The organism is Dactylosporangium fulvum (assembly GCF_025137375.1).
GTDB classification, from domain to species: Bacteria; Actinomycetota; Actinomycetes; order Mycobacteriales; family Micromonosporaceae; genus Dactylosporangium; species Dactylosporangium fulvum.
On the sequence record NZ_CP073720.1, the window covers coordinates 8914162 to 8931303 of the forward strand.

Consider the following 17142-nt stretch of genomic DNA (forward strand, 5'->3'; position numbering starts at 1 on the left):
CCGCGACCTGAACGAAAAGTTGACCTTGGTCGACTTCCGTGGTCAGGGGCACGGAAATCGACCAAGGTCAACCGGGCTACGTGGGCCTCAGCAGCCGGGCAGGCGCTCGATCAGGTACGACTCGACCTGGTCGAGGGTGATGCGTTCCTGGGCCATCGTGTCGCGGTCCCGGATGGTGACCGCATTGTCGTTGAGGGTCTCGAAGTCGACCGTGATGCAGTACGGCGTGCCGATCTCGTCCTGGCGACGGTACCGGCGGCCGATGCCCTGGGCGTCGTCGAAGTCGACCGTCCACCGCTTGCGCAGCTGGGCGGCCAGGTCGCGGGCCTTCGGGGACAGGTCGGCGTTGCGGGACAGCGGCAGGACGGCGGCCTTGACCGGGGCCAGCCGCTTGTCGAACCGCATGACCGTGCGCCGGTCGACGCCGCCGCTGGTGTTCGGCGCCTCGTCCTCGTCATACGCCTCGAGCAGGAACGCCAGCACGGCGCGGGTCAGGCCGGCTGCGGGCTCGATGACATACGGCACCCAGCGTTCCTTCTTCTCCTGGTCGAAGTAGGAGAGGTCGACGCCGGAGTGCTTCGAGTGCGTGGTCAGGTCGAAGTCGGTCCGGTTGGCGATGCCCTCGAGCTCGGAGAACTCGGTGCCGCCGAAGCGGAAACGGTACTCGATGTCGACCGTGCGCTTCGAGTAGTGGGAGAGCTTCTCCTTGGGGTGCTCGTAGAAGCGCATGTTGTCGGGCGAGATGCCGAGGTCGATGTACCAGTTCCAGCGCTCCTGCAACCAGTACTCGTGCCACTGCTCGTCGGAGCCCGGCTCGACGAAGAACTCCATCTCCATCTGCTCGAACTCGCGCGTGCGGAAGATGAAGTTGCCCGGGGTGATCTCGTTGCGGAAGCTCTTGCCGACCTGCGCGATGCCGAACGGCGGCTTCTTGCGCGCGGCGCCCGCGACGTTGTTGAAGTTGATGAAGATGCCCTGGGCGGTCTCCGGCCGCAGGTAGTGCAGGCCCTCGTCGTTCTCGACGGCGCCGAGGTAGGTCTTCATCAGGCCGTTGAACATGCGCGGCTCGCTGAAGGTGCCCTTGTTGCCGCAGTTGGGGCAGTTGAGCTCGCTGAGCACGAACGGCTTGTCGGCGTGCTTCTCGACCCACGCCTCCTCGAGGTGGTCGGCCCGGAAACGCTTGTGGCAGGACGCACACTCGGTGAGCGGGTCGACGAACGCCTCGACGTGACCGGAGGCGACCCAGACGTCACGGGCGAGGATGACCGCCGAGTCCAGGCCGACGATGTCGTCACGCTGCTGGACCATCGTCTTCCACCATTGGCGGCGAACGTTGTCCTTGAGCTCTACGCCCAGCGGACCGTAGTCCCAGGCGGAGCGGGTGCCACCGTAGATCTCGCTCGACGGAAAGACAAAGCCACGGCGCTTCGCGAGGCTGACGACGGAATCGATGCGATCGGCGGCCACGGTTTTCCTCCTAGGCCTCACGGCGACTGGCTGTCGGCAAGGCGGTTGTGTGTGAAAAGACGGTCAGAACGGGCAAACCGTCAACGTCACCATTGACGGTACGGTTACGCCGGAACAGGCCGCACCAGATTATTCGACGCCTCCGCAGATGACGTATCGGGTGCCCTCCTGGCTCATGGTGAACTCCATGAGCCGCTCACCCCGGCCCCTCTGCTGGACGTGCGCCGGCACGACGATGTCCTGCTGGATGACGACCTCGTCCTCGTCGACCGAGAACGCGACCACCGGTGACGATCCGTAGCGGTCCTTGAACCAACCGACGGAGTGGCTGCGCTGTTCCGCCGCACAAAGATACTCGTCGCGGGCGGTCTGGAAGTTCTGCGTCTGCAGCGCCCCGAGGTAGCCCCGCACGACGTCGGTGACCTGCGTGCGGGTGAGGTTGTCGGCGAACGCGACGAGGAAGCCGCCGCCGAAGACACCACCCACGCAGCAGATCGCGAGGACGAGCCCGCCGACACCGAGGCCGATCCAGAGGCCCTTCATGTCGCGGTCGCGCGGCGGCGCGGCGAACGGCGCGACGACACCCGGCCCCGGCGGCGGCGCGGGCACCTCGTCGACCTGCGGCGGCGTCATGTCGAGAAGCCTAGAAGCATGCCCAGCAGCATGCTCAAAAGCCTAGCCAACCTCAGGCCCGATCACTCGCCGTCACCGTGAGCTCGCCGCCGGGCGCCACCGAGGCCAGCACCTCGAACGCCGACGGCTCGTCGAGCGACTGGGCGAGCAGTGGCGTGGCGTACATCTTCACGTCGAAGTTCGACAGCGCCCGCCGGTACGCGCCGACGGACTCCCATTCGGTGACGATGTTCCAGTGCGCCGGGTCGTCGAACGCACGTCCCAGCCGGCCGCGGAGATACCCTGGGCAGGCCGCGAGCGCGCCGAGCGCGGCGTGCGCCCGCTCCACGAACCCCGACGCGTCGGATTCCACCACGAACCTGGTCACCACGAGCATGTTGCGAAGCATACGGACCCGAGGAGTCACATGAGCCAGCGTGTCCTGAGCCGGCTGGGCCGGCTCAATCCGACCGTGGTGTTCCTCGGCGTGGGCGCCTACGTGTTCGTCGCGCTGGTGCTGCCCGGGATCATCGGCGCCGCGCTGCTGGTCCTGCTCGCCGCAGGAGTCGGCTGGCTGCTGACGAGGACCTGGTCGGTGCAGCCGCCCGCGATCCGGATCGCCCGTCTCGTCATTCTCACGCTGGTCGTCGCCCTCGCGGTGGTCAAGGCCACGTAGTTTGACAACGATTCTCATTATCAGGCAGGCTCGACGCCGTGGTGCTAGAGGTGGAGCAGGCCGTGGTCGCCTACGACGGCCGGCCCGTGCTCGACGGTGTCTCCCTCAAGGTCGCCCCATCCGAGGTGGTCGCGATCCTGGGCGCCAACGGCTCGGGAAAATCGACGCTGGTCAAGGCCGCGCTCGGGCTCGCACCGCTGGTCGGCGGCGAGGTGCGCCTGTTCGGCACCCCGCTGCGCCGCTTCCGTGAGTGGCACCGGCTGGGCTACGTGCCGCAGCGGATCGGCGCCGGCAGCGGCGTCCCCGCCACCGTCCGCGAGGTCGTCGCCGAGGGGCGGCTCGCCCGCCGGGGCTTCCTCCGCCTGCCGAAGCCGGCGGACCGCCGCGCGGTCGGCGAGGCGCTCGCCGCGGTCGGCCTCGCCGACCGGGCTCGGGAGCCGGTCTCCGTGCTCTCCGGCGGCCAGCAGCAGCGGGTGCTCATAGCCCGGGCTCTCGCCGGCGCCCCCGAGCTGCTCGTGCTCGACGAGCCGACGGCCGGGGTCGACGCGGCCAGCCAGGAGGCGTTCGCCGTGTGCCTGCACCGGTTCGTCGACCAGGGCGGCACGGTCGTGTTCGTCGCGCACGAACTGGGGCCGCTGCGGCCGCTGATCACCCGCGCGGTCGTCGTCCACCACGGCGAGATCGTGCACGACGGCGCGCCGCCGGAGACCGACAACGACCACGTGCACCCGCATGCGGGTGCCGCATGAACGACCAGGCCCGTGAGCAACGCCGGCGCCGCACGAAACACGACGGTGCCGCATGAACCTCTTCGCGTACGATTTCATGGTCCGCGCCCTGGTGGGAGCCCTCATCACCGGCGCCGCCGCCCCGGCCATCGGGATCTACCTCGTCCAGCGCCGCCTGTCGCTGATCGGCGACGGCATCGGCCACATCGCGCTCACCGGTGTCGGCTTCGGCCTGCTGTTCCACCAGTCGCCGGTGTTCATGGCGGTGATCGCCGCCGCGCTCGGCGCCGTCGTCATCGAGCTGGTCCGCGAGCGGGGCAAAACCTCCGGGGACGTCGCCCTGGCGATGCTGTTCTACGGCGGCATCTCCGGAGGGGTCGTGCTGGTGAACCTCTCCGACACGCAGAGCAACCGCAGCCTCGTCTCGTACCTGTTCGGCTCGCCCCTGACGACCAGCCATCAGGACCTGCAGGTGATGCTCGTCCTGGGCTGCGCCGTGCTGGCCGTGGCGGTGCTGCTGCGGCCCTGGCTGTTCGCGGTCTGCCACGACGAGGAGTACGCCAAGGTCTCCGGCCTGCCGGTCCGCACGCTCAACCTGCTGCTCGCCGTCACCACCGCCGTCACCGTCACCGTCGCCATGCGGGCCGTCGGCCTGCTGCTGGTGAGCGCGCTGATGGTCGTACCGGTGGCGACCGCGCAGCAGATCACCCGCGGGTTCAAGGTCACCATGCTGGCCGCCGTCGTCCTCGGACTGGTCGTGTCCGGTGGCGGCATATGGCTGTCCACGGTCATCAACACCGGGCCGGGCGCCACGGTGGTCCTGCTCGCGGTGGCCGGGTTCTTCGTGGTCACCGTCGCGGCCTCGGCCGTGCGGGCGGTGCGGCGCCGAACTCGTTCCCAGCCGCAGGAGAAACCTGAGAACGGTTACCGTTACGCATATGTCGACGAGTGACGGCTACGAGGCGGCGGGCGAGCTGCTGCGGGCACTGTCGGCCCCGCTGCGGATCCGGATCGTGACGGAGCTCGCCGCAGGCCCCCGATGCGTGCACGAGCTGGTCGACACGCTGGGCGCGGCGCAGCCGCTGGTGTCGCAGCACCTGCGCGTCCTGCGCGGCGCCGGGGTGGTGCGCGGCGCCCGGCGCGGCCGGGAGATCGCCTACTCCCTGACCGACGAGCACATCGCGCACATCGTCGCCGACGCCGTGAGCCACGCCCGCGAAGCGAGCTAGCCACAAATACCGCAGCATGAAGTCGTGAAGCTCTATGCCGACCGTGCCCCCACCGCCATCCGGCAGCTCGTCACCGACGTCTTCGTCGCCGTATGGGTCTATGCCTGGATCAAGCTGGGGATGATGCTGTTCGACCTCGTCCAGAAGCTGGCCGTGCCCGGGCAGAAGCTCGAAGGCGCCGGCAACGGGCTCGCCGAGAACCTCAACTCGGCCGGAGAGAGGATCAAGGACGTGCCCGTCCTGCCGGACTCGCTGGCGGCGCCGTTCACCAGCGCCGCCGGCGCCGCCGGCTCGCTGGCCAACGCGGGGCGGGAACAGCAGGCCGTCGTCGACGACCTGGCGTGGGTGCTGTCGGTCGTACTGGTCGTGCTGCCCTTGGCGCTCGTCCTGTTCGTCTGGCTGCCGCTGCGCATCCGCTGGATCCGCCGGGCCACCTCGGCCGCGCGGCTGCGCGACGCCACCACGGGTCGTGACCTGCTGGCGCTGCGCGCCCTGGCCACCCAGCCGCTGGGCAAGCTGGTCAAGCTGGACCCGGAGATCGCCGCGCTGTGGCGCAAGGGCGACACGACCGCGGTCGAGTCCCTGGCCCGGCTGGAGCTGCGCTCGTTGGGTCTCCGCTGACCCTTTCCGCGCCGGTCTTGCAGGTGTGGTGCCTGACAAACCCGGACATCACGGGAGTGTCGAGGCACCACACCTGCAAGATCACGCCGTAGCGGGGTGCCGTCCAGGGTCAGAATCGGCGGCGGACGTCCTCCGCCGCCGACGGGCCCGGCTCCCAGTCCGCGGTCCAGGCGCCCTCGGCCGGGGGCGGGATCACGCCCTCCTCCAGCGACATGTAGCGGCCCTGCAGGACCCGCTTCGCCGCGGCCACCTCGATCGAGTCGGCGTTGTCCCACAGGTCGCGGAACAGGGCCTCGACGCGCAGGGTCGCCTGGCGGCAGAACAGGTCGGCGAGCTCGACACCCTCCGGCCGCTCGGTGCGCTCGGTGCGGGCCTTCACGCACGCGGCCGACATGGCGAACAGCTCCGCGCCGATGTCGACGATCCGCCCGAGGAAGCCCTGCTTGTGCTCGAGCCTGCCCTGCCAGCGGGCCATGCCGTAGAACGTCTCGCGGGCCAGTTTGCGCGAAGCGCGCTCGACGTACCGCAGATGCGCCGCCAGCGGCCCGAACCCGCCGAACCCGCCGGGCAGCTGGCCCTTGCCCGCGACCAGGGTCGGCAGCCACTTGGCGTAGAAGCCGCCGGCCTTGCCGGCCGCCTTCGCCTTGCGGCCCAGGTCCGCGTCCGGGTCGATGATGTCGCCGGCGACCGAGAGGTGCGCGTCGACAGCCTCGCGGGCGATCGCCAGGTGCATGATCTCCGTCGAGCCCTCGAAGATGCGGTTGATCCGCAGGTCGCGCAGGATCTGCTCGGCCGGGATCGGCCGCTCGCCGCGGGCGGCGAGGGAGTCGGCGGTCTCGTAGCCGCGGCCGCCGCGGATCTGCACCAGCTCGTCGGCGACCTTCCAGGCCAGCTCGCTGGCGTAGAGCTTGACCAGGGCCGCCTCGATGCGGATGTCGCTGCGGTCGTCGTCGGCGAGGCGGCAGGACACCTCGAGCATGGCCTCCATGCCGTAGGTCGAGCCGGCGATGAACGCGATCTTCTTCGCGATCGCCTCGTAGTTGCCGATGGGGCGGCCCATCTGGACCCGCTCGTCGGCCCACTCGCGCGCCACGCCGAGGCACCACTTGCCGGCGCCGACACACATGGCCGGCAATGACAGCCGGCCGGTGTTCAACGTGCTCAGCGCGATGCGCAGGCCCTGGCCCTCGCCGCCGATGACGTTCTCGGCCGGCACTCGGACGTCGTGGAAGCGGGTCACGCTGTTCTCCAGGCCGCGCAGGCCCATGAACGCGTTGCGCCGCTCGATCGTCACGCCCGGCGCGTCGGCCTCGACGACAAACGCGGTGATCCCGCCGCGATGCCCCTCGCTCTTCGGCACGAGCGCCATGACCACGTAGAGGGTGGCGAGGGTGCCGTTGGTCGCCCACAGCTTCACCCCGTTGAGCAGGTAGTCACCCTCCGGTGTCGGTACGGCCGAGGTCCGCAGGTTCGCCGGGTAGGAGCCGACCTCCGGCTCGGTCAGCAGGAACGCCGACACCTCACCGGCGGCCAGCCGGGGCAGGAACCGCTGCTTCTGCTCGTCGGTGCCGACGAGCTTGAGCGGCTGCGGCACCCCGATGGACTGGTGCGCCGACAGCAGCGCGCCGATCGCCGGGCTCACGGATCCGGCGAGCATCAGGGCGCGGCAGTAGTCCAGGTTGGTGAGGCCGAGCCCGCCGTACTTCTCGTCGATCTTCATGCCGTACGCGCCGAGCTCCCCCAGGGAGCGCAGCACCTCGTCCGGGATGCGGGCGTCGCGCTCGATCTGCTGTCCGTCGACCTCCGCGGACAGGAACGCGTCGAGCTTGGACCGGAACTCCGCACCCTGCGCCAGGCGGTCGGCGTCGAGGGCGGGCAGCGGGTCGATCAGGTCGAGACGGAAGCGCCCGAGGAACAGCTCCTTGCCGAAGCTGGGCTTGCGCCACTCGGACTCGCGGTTGGCCTCGATCACCTTGCGGGCCTCGCGCTCGGTGTGGACTGCGTGGGTCGGAACCTGCGTAGCGTCGGTGGTCGCCATGCCAACCCCCCAGGTAGACGGGCTATACGAGTCAGGTTATTACCCGTCGGTAGCCTGCGCTATGCATCGAGCCACGATGGCATCGGCCACAGCCTGCGGAGCCTGGTCGGGGATCCAGTGGCTGATCCCCGCAAGTGGTACGAACCGGTAGTCGGCCGCCACGTGGGACGCGCACGCGCGGGCCGCCGTCGAGCCGATCGCCAGGTCGCCGTCGCTCCAGACGTACGTCGTCGGTACCCGCACCGAACCGAGCCCCAGCAGGTCGAGTTTGTTCATCGCGCGGTACCAGTTCAGCGCCGCGGTCAGGGCGCCCGGCTCCAGCAGCGGCCGGACGTAGGTGTCGACACCCTCGTCGGTGAGCCCGGACCCGGCGAAGACCGCCCGCAGCCGCCGCGCGTCGTCCTCCAGCAGGAGGGTCTCGGCCTTGCCCACCTGCCGGAACAGCTTGATGTAGGCAGACCGCTCGCGCTGGTCGGGATCGGTCGCGTAGGCGCGTGCGGTCGCATGCGGATGCGGCACGGACACCGCGGTCAACGTGCGCACGCGGGCGGGATGCCGCAGCGCAACGTGCCAGGCGCAGATGGCGCCCCAGTCGTGTCCCACAAGATGTACCGAATCAAGCTCCAAGGCATCGAGAACAGCCACGACGTCGAGGGCGCACTCGGTGATCCGGTAGGCGTCGACCGGCTCCGGACGGGCGCCGGGCGAGGTGCCCCGCTGGTCGAGGGCGTACGTGCGCAGGCCGGCCCGGTGCAGCAGCGGCGCGACCGCCGACCACTCACCGCTGTGCTGCGGGAAGCCGTGCAGCAGCAGCACGGGCGGGCCGTCCTCAGGTCCGCCGGGGAACACGTCGAACACGAGCGAGCGCGCCGTGATTTTCATGACCTGAGACTACGAGGGCCGGACATTCACTGTTACCGTCAGAAAACAACTTCACATCCGACAGGGGAGCGCACAGCGCTGAGAGTGCGGCGGCCGCCGGGAGCGGCGTCGCAGACCCTCGAACCTGATCTGGGTAATGCCAGCGCAGGGAGCTCGGTCACCTCCAGCCGCCACGTCCGTCTACGGGCGTGGCGTCGCGTCTCCTTCTGGTTCACCTGCGAACTGGGAGGCATCGTCCAATGCAGACCGCAACACCGACCCGTTGGCGCACCGTCGACATCGTCGTCGCGTCGATCATCGCCGTGGCGTTCGCCGCCGTGTTCTACGCCTGGAACAACCTCTGGAACGCCCTCGACGGCTGGGCGCTGCCCTGGCGCGCCGTCATCTACGGCATCTGGCTGGTGCCGGGCGTCCTCGGGCCGCTGGTCATCCGCAAGCCCGGCGCCGGCCTCTACACCGAGGTCGTCGCGGCCTCGGTCTCCGCACTGTTCGGCTCCGCGTGGGGACTCACCGTCGTGGTGTCCGGCCTGGTCCAGGGCATCGGCGGCGAGTTCGGCTTCGCACTGACCGGCTACCGCAGCTACCGCCTCGGCAACGCGCTGCTCGCCGGCGCGCTGGCCGGCGGCGGCGCCGCGCTGTTCGACCTCGCGGTCTACTACGGCGACACGTTCACCGCCGCCCAGAAGTGGACCTACGCCGGGCTCGTCGTGGCCAGCGGCGCGATCGTGGCCGGCGCGGGCAGCTGGGCCCTCCAGCGCTCGCTGACCGCGACCGGTGTGCTGGACCGGTTCCCGTCGGGCCGGGAGCGAGTGGCCGTCTGAGCACCGTCGAGTTCCAGGACTTCGGCTGGCGGCACGCCGGGCGCAAGGCCTGGGCCGTTCGCCACGTCGACCTGCGGATCGAGCACGGCGAGCGGGTGTTGCTGCTCGGCGCCTCCGGCGCCGGGAAGAGCACCCTGCTCGCCGCGCTGGCCGGCCTGCTCGCCGAGGACTCCGGCGAGCAGGAGGGCCGCGTCCTGATCGACGGCCGTCCCGCGCGGGAGATGCGCGGTGACATCGGCATCGTGTTCCAGGATCCGCAGACGCAGCTGGTGATGAGCCGCGCCGGTGACGACGTCGCCTTCGGCCTGGAGAACCGCGGTGTGCCGCCCGCGGAGATCTGGCCGCGGGTCGACGCGGCGCTGGCGGCCGTCGGCTTCCCGTACGGCCGGGACCGCGACACGTCGGCCCTCTCCGGCGGCGAGCAGCAGCGGCTCGCGATCGCCGGCGTCCTCGCGCTGCGCCCCGGCCTGCTGCTGCTCGACGAGCCGACCGCCAACCTCGACCCGGACGGCGCGCAGCTCGTGCGGACCGCGCTCGCCAAGGCGCTGCAGGACGTCGACGCCACGCTCGTGCTCGTCGAGCACCGCGTGGACGAGGCCCTCCCGCTGGTCGACCGGACCGTCGTGGTCGGCGACGAGTCCGACGCGGTGTGGGTGCCGGGCGCGTCCCTGCCCGACCGCAGGGCGACCGCCCCGGCCGGCGACGCGCTCCTCACGACCGAGCGGCTCGCCCTCCCCCACGACGTCCTCGACACGACCGTGCACGCCGGCCAGGCCCTGGTCGTCGAAGGGCCGAACGGCGCCGGCAAGTCGACCCTGGCCCAGCTGCTCGGCGGCCTTACGAGGCCGAAGTCCGGACGTGTCGTCGCCAGTCGTACGCTGGCCGGCCCCGACGCCGCCGAACCGCCGCACCGGTGGCGGGCCGCGAAGCTCGCGGGCCGGATCGGCTCGGTGTTCCAGAATCCGGAGCACCAGTTCGTCACCGACACCGTCCGCGGCGAACTGGCTCTGGGCGGCGCCTCGCAGTCCACTGTGGACGAGCTACTCACCCGGCTGCGGCTCGACCGGCTGGCCCCGGCCAACCCCTACACGCTCTCCGGCGGCGAGCAGCGCCGGCTCAGCGTCGCGACCGCCCTGGCCAGCGCCCCGGCGCTGCTGATCCTCGACGAGCCGACGTTCGGCCAGGACCTGCGCACCTGGCGCGAGCTGGTCGACCTGCTCGCCGACCTGCGTGACGAGGGCCGCGGCCTGGTCCTGGTCACCCACGACCCACAACTCGTCGAGGCGATCGGCGACCGGCGGCTGGTGCTGCGGAAATGACCACCTGGCTTGCCAAGCGGAACGCGACCGCGAAGCTGCTCGCCGCGACGCTGCTGACCGCGGCCGTGCTGACCACGGTCGACCCGCTCGTCACCGCGGTCGCGATCGCGGCCGAGCTCGCGCTGCTGCCGTTCACCGGCGTGCCCGCCGGGGTGCTGTGGCGCCGCGGCTGGCCGATCCTGGCCTCGGCCACGGGCATCTTCCTGTTCACGGTGCTGCTCGGCGCGAAGGACAGCCCGGTGCTCGCCCACGTCGCCGGGCTCGACGTCCGGGAGAACGCGGCCGGCTACGCACTGCGGCTCGTCGCCGTCGGCCTCCCCGGGTTCATCGTGTTCGCGACGATCGACCCGACCGACCTCGCCGACTCCCTCATCGCCCACCTGAAGGTGTCGCCCCGGTTCGCCATCGGCGCGCTCGCCGCATTTCGGCTGGTGCCGCTGCTCGCCGACGAGTACCGCCTGCTCGGCCTCGCCCGCAGGGCGCGCGGCATCGACGCGGGCTGGCATCCCGTACGACGGCTGCGGTTGTTCTTCTCCACCCTGTTCGGCCTGCTCGTGGCGGCGATCCGGCGCGGGATCCGGCTGGCGACGGCGATGGAGGCGCGCGGCTTCGACCGGGACACCCCGCGCACTACCGCCCGGCCGACGCGTTTCGGCTGGTCGGACGCATTGGTGGTGGTCGTTGGCGTGATCCTCGCCGCCGTCGTGATCATGCTGAAGTTCGTGCACACATAGGCAGACGGCTACCTGTTGTTCGCCCGGAAGGTCGAGATTCCCCGGTGAGGACCATCGACTCTGAACGGAGCGGCTTCATGGGCCACGGCCATCACCACCATCACCACGAGGACATGCCGCAGGCTGCCGGCGACGTCCCCGCGGTGCTCGACGCCTCGATCCCCGACAGCGAACTCTCCCCGGGCGACGTCTCCCGCCGCGGCTTCCTGCGCCGCGCCGGCCTGCTCGGTGCGGCCGCTGCCGCGGGCGGGGCGCTGGCCAACGCCGGTGTCGCGCACGCGCACGGCAACGACCACGGCGACTTCGACGGCTTCGACCGCCACGGCCACGGCCGGCCGGTCACCAACAACTACAAGTGGCTGGCCGGCGACCACCACATCCACACGCAGTACAGCAGCGACGGCATGTACCGGGTCGCCGACAACGTCCGGCACGCGTCCGCATTCGGCCTGGACTGGCTGGTCATCACCGACCACGGCAGCGTGAACCACGCCAAGATCGGTGTCGAGCGGGTCAACCCGCAGATCCGCGAGGCCCGCCAGGACTTCAAGGACATGCTGGTCTTCCAGGGCCTGGAGTGGAACATCCCGGCGGCCGAGCACGGCACCGTGTTCGTGCACCCGGGCTCCAACGAGGTCGCCGTCCTGAAGGAGTTCGAGAACACCTTCGACGGCTCGGTCGTCGGCTCGGTCAACCCGGCCAACGTCACCGAGGCGCTCGCGATCGCCGGCATCAAGTTCCTCGGCGACCAGGTCACCAAGCGCCGCGTGCAGGACGCGCTGTTCCTGGCCAACCACCCGGCCCGCAACGGCATCGACTCGCCGCACGAGATCCGCGGCTGGCGCGACGCCAACCCGAAGATCGCGATCGGCTTCGAGGGCGCCCCCGGCCACCAGGCCGCCGGCATCCCGAAGCCCAGCGGCCAGGGCGACGCCCGCGGCTACTACGGCAACTCCCCCAACGCCAACTCGTTCCCCGGCTACCCGCTGGAGAGCTACCGCACGTGGGGCGGCTTCGACTGGATGACCGCCACGGTCGGCGGCCTCTGGGACAGCCTCCTCGCCGAGGGCAAGGCGTGGTGGATCACCGCGAACTCCGACTCGCACGTGGTGTTCCAGGAGACGGCGAAGCGGCCGGCGAACACCGACTTCAACGCCAACGGCTACCACTTCGACCCGGTGTACGGCCAGCCGTCGAACACCAGCGCCGGCGACTTCTGGCCGGGCTTCTACAGCCGCACCCACGTCGGCTCGAAGAACTTCAGCTACGCCGCCGTCATGGAGGGCCTGCGGGCCGGCCGCGTCTGGGTCGACCACGGCGGCCTGATCAGCGGCCTCGACGTGCAGGTCCGCACCAAGGGCAGCCCGGTAGGCGTCACGCTCGGCGACTCGCTGGTCGTGCGCCGCGGCCAGCGCGCCGAGCTGGTCATCAAGATCAACCTGGCGAACACGCCGAACTGGGCGAACTTCGTGCCGACCCTGGCCCGCGTGGACGTCATCCGGGGCGAGGTCCAGCCCGCCTCCGCCGACAAGGACAACTTCAAGGCCCCGAACACCAAGGTCGTAAAGTCGTTCGAGGTCAACAAGTCGACCGGCACCGTGTCGTTCACCTACGACCTCGGCGTCGTCGACCAGTCCTTCTACGTGCGCCTCCGCGGTACCGACGGCAACCGCACCGCGCCCGGCTACCTCGGCGCCGCGATCGACCCGACCGGCCCGGCGATCGACGTCCTCGGCGACGCCGACCCGTGGAAGGACCTCTGGTTCTACGCGAACCCGATCTGGGTCTTCGCCCGGTAATGCTGTTCGACGACGTGCAGGCGGCCGACCACCACATCCTGGTGGGCGGCCGCCCCGCCTTCACATACTTCTCCGAGGGCAAGGTGGCCGTAGGCTTCGAAAAGCCCCCGGAGGGCGCCCGGGCCGTCCTCTTCCCCGGTTCGGAGAAGCTGACCGGCACGATTCCGGTTTCGGCGGTACTTTCCGAGTCCGCGATCGAGCGGGTACAAATCCTCGGCGGGACGCCGGCCGTCCCGGAGATGCTGATCGACACCCGCAACTTCGTCCGCCCCCTCTGGCGCGACGGAGCACTGACGCTGATCACCCAGTTCGCGAGGAACGGCGTCCTGGTACCGTTCGAACCTCCGAACCAGACCCCGTGTTGCCACGACCACTGATCGAGACAGGCGCCGGCCCGGGACGGCGCCTGACAGTGGACCTTTTGCGGCCGCCACTCCTCGCCGACCCCTGGGCCGCAAACCTGACAGCGGACTGCCGGACCGCGAGCAGACCGGACGGGCCGCCGCTTCCTCCAGAGCCGGGGCGAGCCGCAAGCTTGACGGCGGCCCAGCCGACGCGGGTGCCGATCCGACCGGGCCCGGGGACGAACCGCACACCTAACCGCGGACCAGCCAGCGCGGGTGCCGATCCAGCCAGACCCGAGGACGAACCGCACACCTAACCGCGGACCGACCGGCGCGACCGCCGATCCAGCCGAACCCGGAACGAACCGCAAGCTTGACGGCGGACCAGCCGACGCAACCGCCGGCCCAGCCGGACCCGGGGACGAGCCGCGCACCTGACCCGCGGGCTAGCCGATGTGGTTGTCGGTCCCGACCGGACCAGGGACGAGCCGCACATCTGACCGCAGGCCAGCCGGCGCGGCCGTTCCCGCCGGAGCAGGGACAAGCCGCAGGCCTGATTGGCGAGCCTAGAAAAGACGGGCAGTCAATTGCCTCCCGGGATGCCCGCCGTACGGGTTGCCGCTGGTCAGCCATTCGCGCTGCCACTCCGGCGGTCACCTGATGCGGACATTTCCGGCATCACGGTGCATCGACAAACGGGAATATATGCCGTTTTTCATGATCCCGAAGACTTGATGCTTGCCGGGCGACACAAAGTCTTCGGGATCATGAAAAAGTCATGCCGAAGGTTCGACAATCATCGATGCGATCCCACATCGTGGGGCACTACGCAGTCGCGTGACAGCAAGCGCACGCACGGTGAGATTCACAAATGCATTCCGCCGGGAGGAGGACGCTAGGAGGAAAGCCGCTAGGAGGAAAGCCGCCAGAAGGAAAGCCGCCAGCTTGCAAGCCTCTATCTGGCCCGATATCGAGCAGGACCCGACGGCCCGACGACCGGTGCAGCCGCCCGCCCGACCCGAACCGGCCACCCGACTCGAGCCAGTCGACCTGAACCGCCCGCCCGAACCGGCCGACCCGAACCGGCCGACCGACCCGAACCAGTCGACCTGAACCGCCCGCCCGAACCGGCCGACCCGAACCGGCCGACCGACCCGAACCAGTCAACCTGAACCGCCCGCCCGAACCGGCCGGCCCGAACCGGCCGACCGAAACGCCTGGGCCACACCGAACCAGTCGATCCGAACTGACCGATCCGAACTGACCGACCCGAACCGGCCGACCTGAACCAGCCTGGGGCCACGCCGGCCCCGACCGCGCCGGCGCCGGCTGCCGGACGAGGGCTACGTCGTCAGGGTCGGGACCACCGGGTTGGGGATGGCGCCGCCGAAGCGGCGGTCGCGCTTGGCGAACACCTCGCAGGCGTACCACAGGTGGCGGCGGTCGAAGTCGGGCCACAACGTGTCCACCGACACGAACTCGGCGTACGCCGCCTGCCAGATCATGAAGTTTGACGTCCGCATCTCGCCGGAGCTGCGGACCATCAAGTCGACGTCCGGCAGGTCGGGCTCATCGAGGTACCGCGCGAAGGTCTTCTCCGAGATCCGATCCGCCTTCAGCCTGCCGGCCGCGACGTCCTCGGCGATGCGGGCCGCCGCGTCCGCGATCTCGGCCCGCCCGCCGTAGTTCACGCACATCGTGAACGTGAGCTTGTCGTTGTGGCGGGTGAGCTGCTCCGCGTATTCGAGCTCGCTAATGACCGAGCGCCACAGCCTGGGGCGACGGCCCGCCCAGCGGACACGGATGCCCATCTCGTGGAACTCGTCGCGGCGCCGGTGGATGACCTCGCGGTTGAAGTTCATCAGGAAGCGGACCTCGTCGGGCGAGCGCTTCCAGTTCTCGGTCGAGAACGCGTACGCGCTGATGTACTTCACGCCGAGCTCCAGCGCCCCCTCGATCACGTCGAACAGGGCCGCCTCGCCGGCGGTGTGCCCGGCGGTGCGGGGCAGGCCGCGCTGCTTCGCCCAGCGGCCGTTGCCGTCCATGATGATCGCCACGTGCTGCGGCACGGCCTCCTTGGGCAGCGCCGGCGGACGCGCGCCGGTCGGGTGCGGCGACGGTGGACGGAAGTCCCTGGCTCTGCTCACGAAGCGTTGTCCTTTCCGTGGTGACGATCCGCGCCGCGTTCACCGTGGAGGTCACGCGCCGCAGGCGTCGGCCGGCCACGGTCGTCCCTGTCGACCAGCGGAAGCGAGCGTAGCGCGCGCTCCAAATGCCACTGCAGGTGCGCGGCGACGAGCCCGCTGGCCTCGCGCCGGAAGACGGCTTCGCTCGCGTCGGCGGTCGCCCAGTCACCGTCCGCGAGGGCCACCATGAGGTCGATCGTCGCAGGCGCGGGGTGGCCGGCACCGGGCGGGCGGCAGTCGGGACAGACGGCGCCGCCGGCCGGCACCGAGAAGCCACGGTGCGGCCCCGCCGTGCCGCACACCGCGCACTCGCGCAGCGCCGGGGCCCACCCGGCGACGCTCATCGAGCGCAGCAGGTAGGCGTCGAGGACGAGGCTGCTGGCGTGGTCGCCGAGGGCCAGGGCGCGCATCGCCCCGAGCGTCAGCAGGTACAACCGAAGCGACGGCTCCTGCTCGACCGGCGTGAGGCGCTCGGCCGTCTCGGCGATGGCGCTGGCGACCGTGTACCTCGGGTAGTCGTCCAGGAACCGGCGGCCGAACAGGTCGACGCCCTCGACCTGGCTGATGACGTCGAGCGTGCGCCCCTCCAGCAGTTGTACGTCGACGTGCCCGAACGGCTCCAGCCGGCCGCCGAACTTCGACGTGGTGCGGCGCACCCCCTTGGCGACGGCCCGGATGCGCCCGTGCCGCCGGGTGAACAGGGTCACGATGCGATCCGACTCGCCGAGCTTCTGTAGGCGCAGCACCACCGCGTCGTCCCGATAGAGCTTGCCCCGGAAGCTCATCAGAACCCCAGGCGACGCAACTGCTTGGGATCGCGCTGCCAGTCCTTGGCGACCCGCACGTGCAGGTCGAGGTACACGCGGACGCCGAGGAGGTCCTCGATCTCGCGCCGCGCGCGGATGCCGACGTCCTTGAGGCGGCTCGCGCGGTGCCCGATGACGATCGCCTTCTGGCTGGACCGCTCGACGTAGATGTCGGCGAAGACCTTGGTCGCGGCGCCGTCCTCGCCCGGGATGACCTCCTCGACCAGCACCGCGATCGAGTGCGGCAGCTCGTCGCGCACGCCTTCGAGGGCCGCCTCGCGGATGAGCTCGGCCATCAGCACGTGCTCGGGCTCGTCGGTGATCATGCCCTCGGGGTACAGCTGCGGCGAGCTCGGCAGGTGCCCGATCATCACGTCGACGAGCGTCTCGACCTGCTCACCCGAGACGGCGCTGACCGGCACGATGTCGGCGAAGTCGCCGAGGTCCTGCACGGCGAGCAACCGCTCGGCCAGCTGTCCCTTGTCGACCAGGTCGGTCTTGGTGACCACGGCGATCAGCTTCGCCTTGAGCGCGGCGATCTCGCTGCTGATGAACCGGTCGCCGGGGCCGATCGCCTCGTCGGCCGGCAGGCACAGCCCGATGACGTCGGTCTCGCTCCAGGTGGCCCGGACCAGGTCGTTGAGCCGCTCACCGAGCAGCGTGCGCGGCCGGTGCAGCCCGGGGGTGTCGACCAGCACGAGCTGCGCGTCGGGCCGGTGGACGACGCCGCGCACGGTATGCCGGGTGGTCTGCGGCTTCGCCGAAGTAATCGCGATCTTCTGCCCGACGATCGCGTTGGTGAGCGTCGACTTGCCGGCGTTGGGACGTCCGACGAAGCAGGCGAAGCCCGCGTGGTAGTCCTCGGAGGTGTGCTGCACGA

18 protein-coding genes and 1 riboswitch are annotated in these 17142 nt (G+C 70.4%); of the genes, 10 read left to right on the top strand and 8 right to left on the bottom strand.

Annotation, left to right across the window (positions count from 1 at the left end; genetic code table 11):
- Positions 1 to 87 precede the first annotated feature (87 nt).
- The 3 genes from Dfulv_RS40890 to Dfulv_RS40900 all read right to left on the bottom strand — a co-directional run bounded on the left by Dfulv_RS40890 (position 88) and on the right by Dfulv_RS40900 (position 2476).
- On the bottom strand, positions 88 to 1467 hold the full coding sequence (locus Dfulv_RS40890; RefSeq protein WP_259859180.1) for a glycine--tRNA ligase: 1380 nt from the start codon (positions 1465 to 1467) through the stop codon (positions 88 to 90).
- Positions 1468 to 1596: 129 nt separating this feature from the next.
- Positions 1597 to 2100 (bottom strand): hypothetical protein, encoded by a 504-nt coding sequence (locus tag Dfulv_RS40895; RefSeq protein ID WP_259859181.1) that lies wholly within the window; start codon positions 2098 to 2100, stop codon positions 1597 to 1599.
- Positions 2101 to 2152: 52 nt separating this feature from the next.
- The gene (locus Dfulv_RS40900; RefSeq protein ID WP_259859182.1) at positions 2153 to 2476 is read right to left on the bottom strand and encodes an antibiotic biosynthesis monooxygenase family protein; all 324 of its coding nucleotides are present in this window, start codon (positions 2474 to 2476) and stop codon (positions 2153 to 2155) included.
- Between the two features lie 30 nt (positions 2477 to 2506).
- Between Dfulv_RS40900 and Dfulv_RS40905 the strand changes: the two genes are divergently transcribed.
- The 5 genes from Dfulv_RS40905 to Dfulv_RS40925 are packed head-to-tail and all read left to right on the top strand — an operon-like array spanning position 2507 to position 5333.
- On the top strand, positions 2507 to 2755 hold the full coding sequence (locus tag Dfulv_RS40905) for a DUF6703 family protein (protein WP_259859183.1): 249 nt from the start codon (positions 2507 to 2509) through the stop codon (positions 2753 to 2755).
- A gap of 41 nt (positions 2756 to 2796) precedes the next feature.
- A complete protein-coding gene (locus Dfulv_RS40910) occupies positions 2797 to 3504 on the top strand; it encodes a metal ABC transporter ATP-binding protein (protein ID WP_259869173.1) in 708 nt (235 codons plus the stop codon).
- A gap of 52 nt (positions 3505 to 3556) precedes the next feature.
- Positions 3557 to 4435 (top strand): metal ABC transporter permease, encoded by an 879-nt coding sequence (locus Dfulv_RS40915; RefSeq protein WP_259859184.1) that lies wholly within the window; start codon positions 3557 to 3559, stop codon positions 4433 to 4435.
- Positions 4422 to 4712: an ArsR/SmtB family transcription factor gene (locus Dfulv_RS40920; RefSeq protein ID WP_259859185.1), complete on the top strand. Its 291-nt coding sequence runs from the start codon at positions 4422 to 4424 to the stop codon at positions 4710 to 4712. Before Dfulv_RS40915 ends, Dfulv_RS40920 begins: the two co-directional genes overlap by 14 nt.
- 24 nt (positions 4713 to 4736) lie before the next feature.
- Positions 4737 to 5333, top strand: a complete 597-nt coding sequence (locus tag Dfulv_RS40925) for a hypothetical protein (protein ID WP_259859186.1) — start codon at positions 4737 to 4739, stop codon at positions 5331 to 5333.
- A gap of 109 nt (positions 5334 to 5442) precedes the next feature.
- Here Dfulv_RS40925 and Dfulv_RS40930 read toward each other — a convergent pair whose 3' ends face one another.
- Positions 5443 to 7371 carry an acyl-CoA dehydrogenase family protein gene (locus tag Dfulv_RS40930; RefSeq protein WP_259859187.1) on the bottom strand — a complete coding sequence of 643 codons (1929 nt, stop codon included), beginning with the start codon at positions 7369 to 7371 and terminating at the stop codon, positions 5443 to 5445.
- A 39-nt stretch (positions 7372 to 7410) separates the two neighbouring features.
- Positions 7411 to 8253 carry an alpha/beta fold hydrolase gene (locus tag Dfulv_RS40935; RefSeq protein ID WP_259859188.1) on the bottom strand — a complete coding sequence of 281 codons (843 nt, stop codon included), beginning with the start codon at positions 8251 to 8253 and terminating at the stop codon, positions 7411 to 7413.
- A 52-nt stretch (positions 8254 to 8305) separates the two neighbouring features.
- Positions 8306 to 8422: riboswitch (TPP riboswitch) on the top strand.
- Between the two features lie 70 nt (positions 8423 to 8492).
- Here Dfulv_RS40935 and Dfulv_RS40940 point away from each other — a divergent pair.
- From Dfulv_RS40940 to Dfulv_RS40960, 5 genes are all read left to right on the top strand, one after another.
- Complete coding sequence (locus Dfulv_RS40940; protein ID WP_259859189.1) at positions 8493 to 9074, top strand: ECF transporter S component; 582 nt, start codon at positions 8493 to 8495, stop codon at positions 9072 to 9074.
- Positions 9071 to 10393 (top strand): ABC transporter ATP-binding protein, encoded by a 1323-nt coding sequence (locus Dfulv_RS40945; RefSeq protein WP_259869174.1) that lies wholly within the window; start codon positions 9071 to 9073, stop codon positions 10391 to 10393. The genes Dfulv_RS40940 and Dfulv_RS40945 overlap by 4 nt, the downstream gene beginning before the upstream one ends.
- On the top strand, positions 10390 to 11127 hold the full coding sequence (locus Dfulv_RS40950; protein WP_259859190.1) for an energy-coupling factor transporter transmembrane component T family protein: 738 nt from the start codon (positions 10390 to 10392) through the stop codon (positions 11125 to 11127). Before Dfulv_RS40945 ends, Dfulv_RS40950 begins: the two co-directional genes overlap by 4 nt.
- Positions 11128 to 11204: 77 nt before the next feature.
- Positions 11205 to 12926: a PHP domain-containing protein gene (locus Dfulv_RS40955; RefSeq protein WP_259859191.1), complete on the top strand. Its 1722-nt coding sequence runs from the start codon at positions 11205 to 11207 to the stop codon at positions 12924 to 12926.
- The gene (locus Dfulv_RS40960) at positions 12926 to 13303 is read left to right on the top strand and encodes a hypothetical protein (RefSeq protein WP_259859192.1); all 378 of its coding nucleotides are present in this window, start codon (positions 12926 to 12928) and stop codon (positions 13301 to 13303) included. Before Dfulv_RS40955 ends, Dfulv_RS40960 begins: the two co-directional genes overlap by 1 nt.
- Positions 13304 to 14613: 1310 nt before the next feature.
- Here the strand turns inward: Dfulv_RS40960 and Dfulv_RS40965 are convergent.
- Genes Dfulv_RS40965 through era form a run of 3 tightly spaced genes read right to left on the bottom strand, consistent with a single transcriptional unit; the run spans position 14614 to position 17140 of the window.
- Complete coding sequence (locus tag Dfulv_RS40965; protein WP_259859193.1) at positions 14614 to 15417, bottom strand: isoprenyl transferase; 804 nt, start codon at positions 15415 to 15417, stop codon at positions 14614 to 14616.
- Positions 15414 to 16244: a DNA repair protein RecO gene (gene recO / locus Dfulv_RS40970; RefSeq protein WP_259869183.1), complete on the bottom strand. Its 831-nt coding sequence runs from the start codon at positions 16242 to 16244 to the stop codon at positions 15414 to 15416. The genes Dfulv_RS40965 and recO overlap by 4 nt, the downstream gene beginning before the upstream one ends.
- On the bottom strand, positions 16241 to 17140 hold the full coding sequence (gene era, locus Dfulv_RS40975; RefSeq protein ID WP_259859194.1) for a GTPase Era: 900 nt from the start codon (positions 17138 to 17140) through the stop codon (positions 16241 to 16243). Before era ends, recO begins: the two co-directional genes overlap by 4 nt.
- Positions 17141 to 17142: the final 2 nt, after the last annotated feature.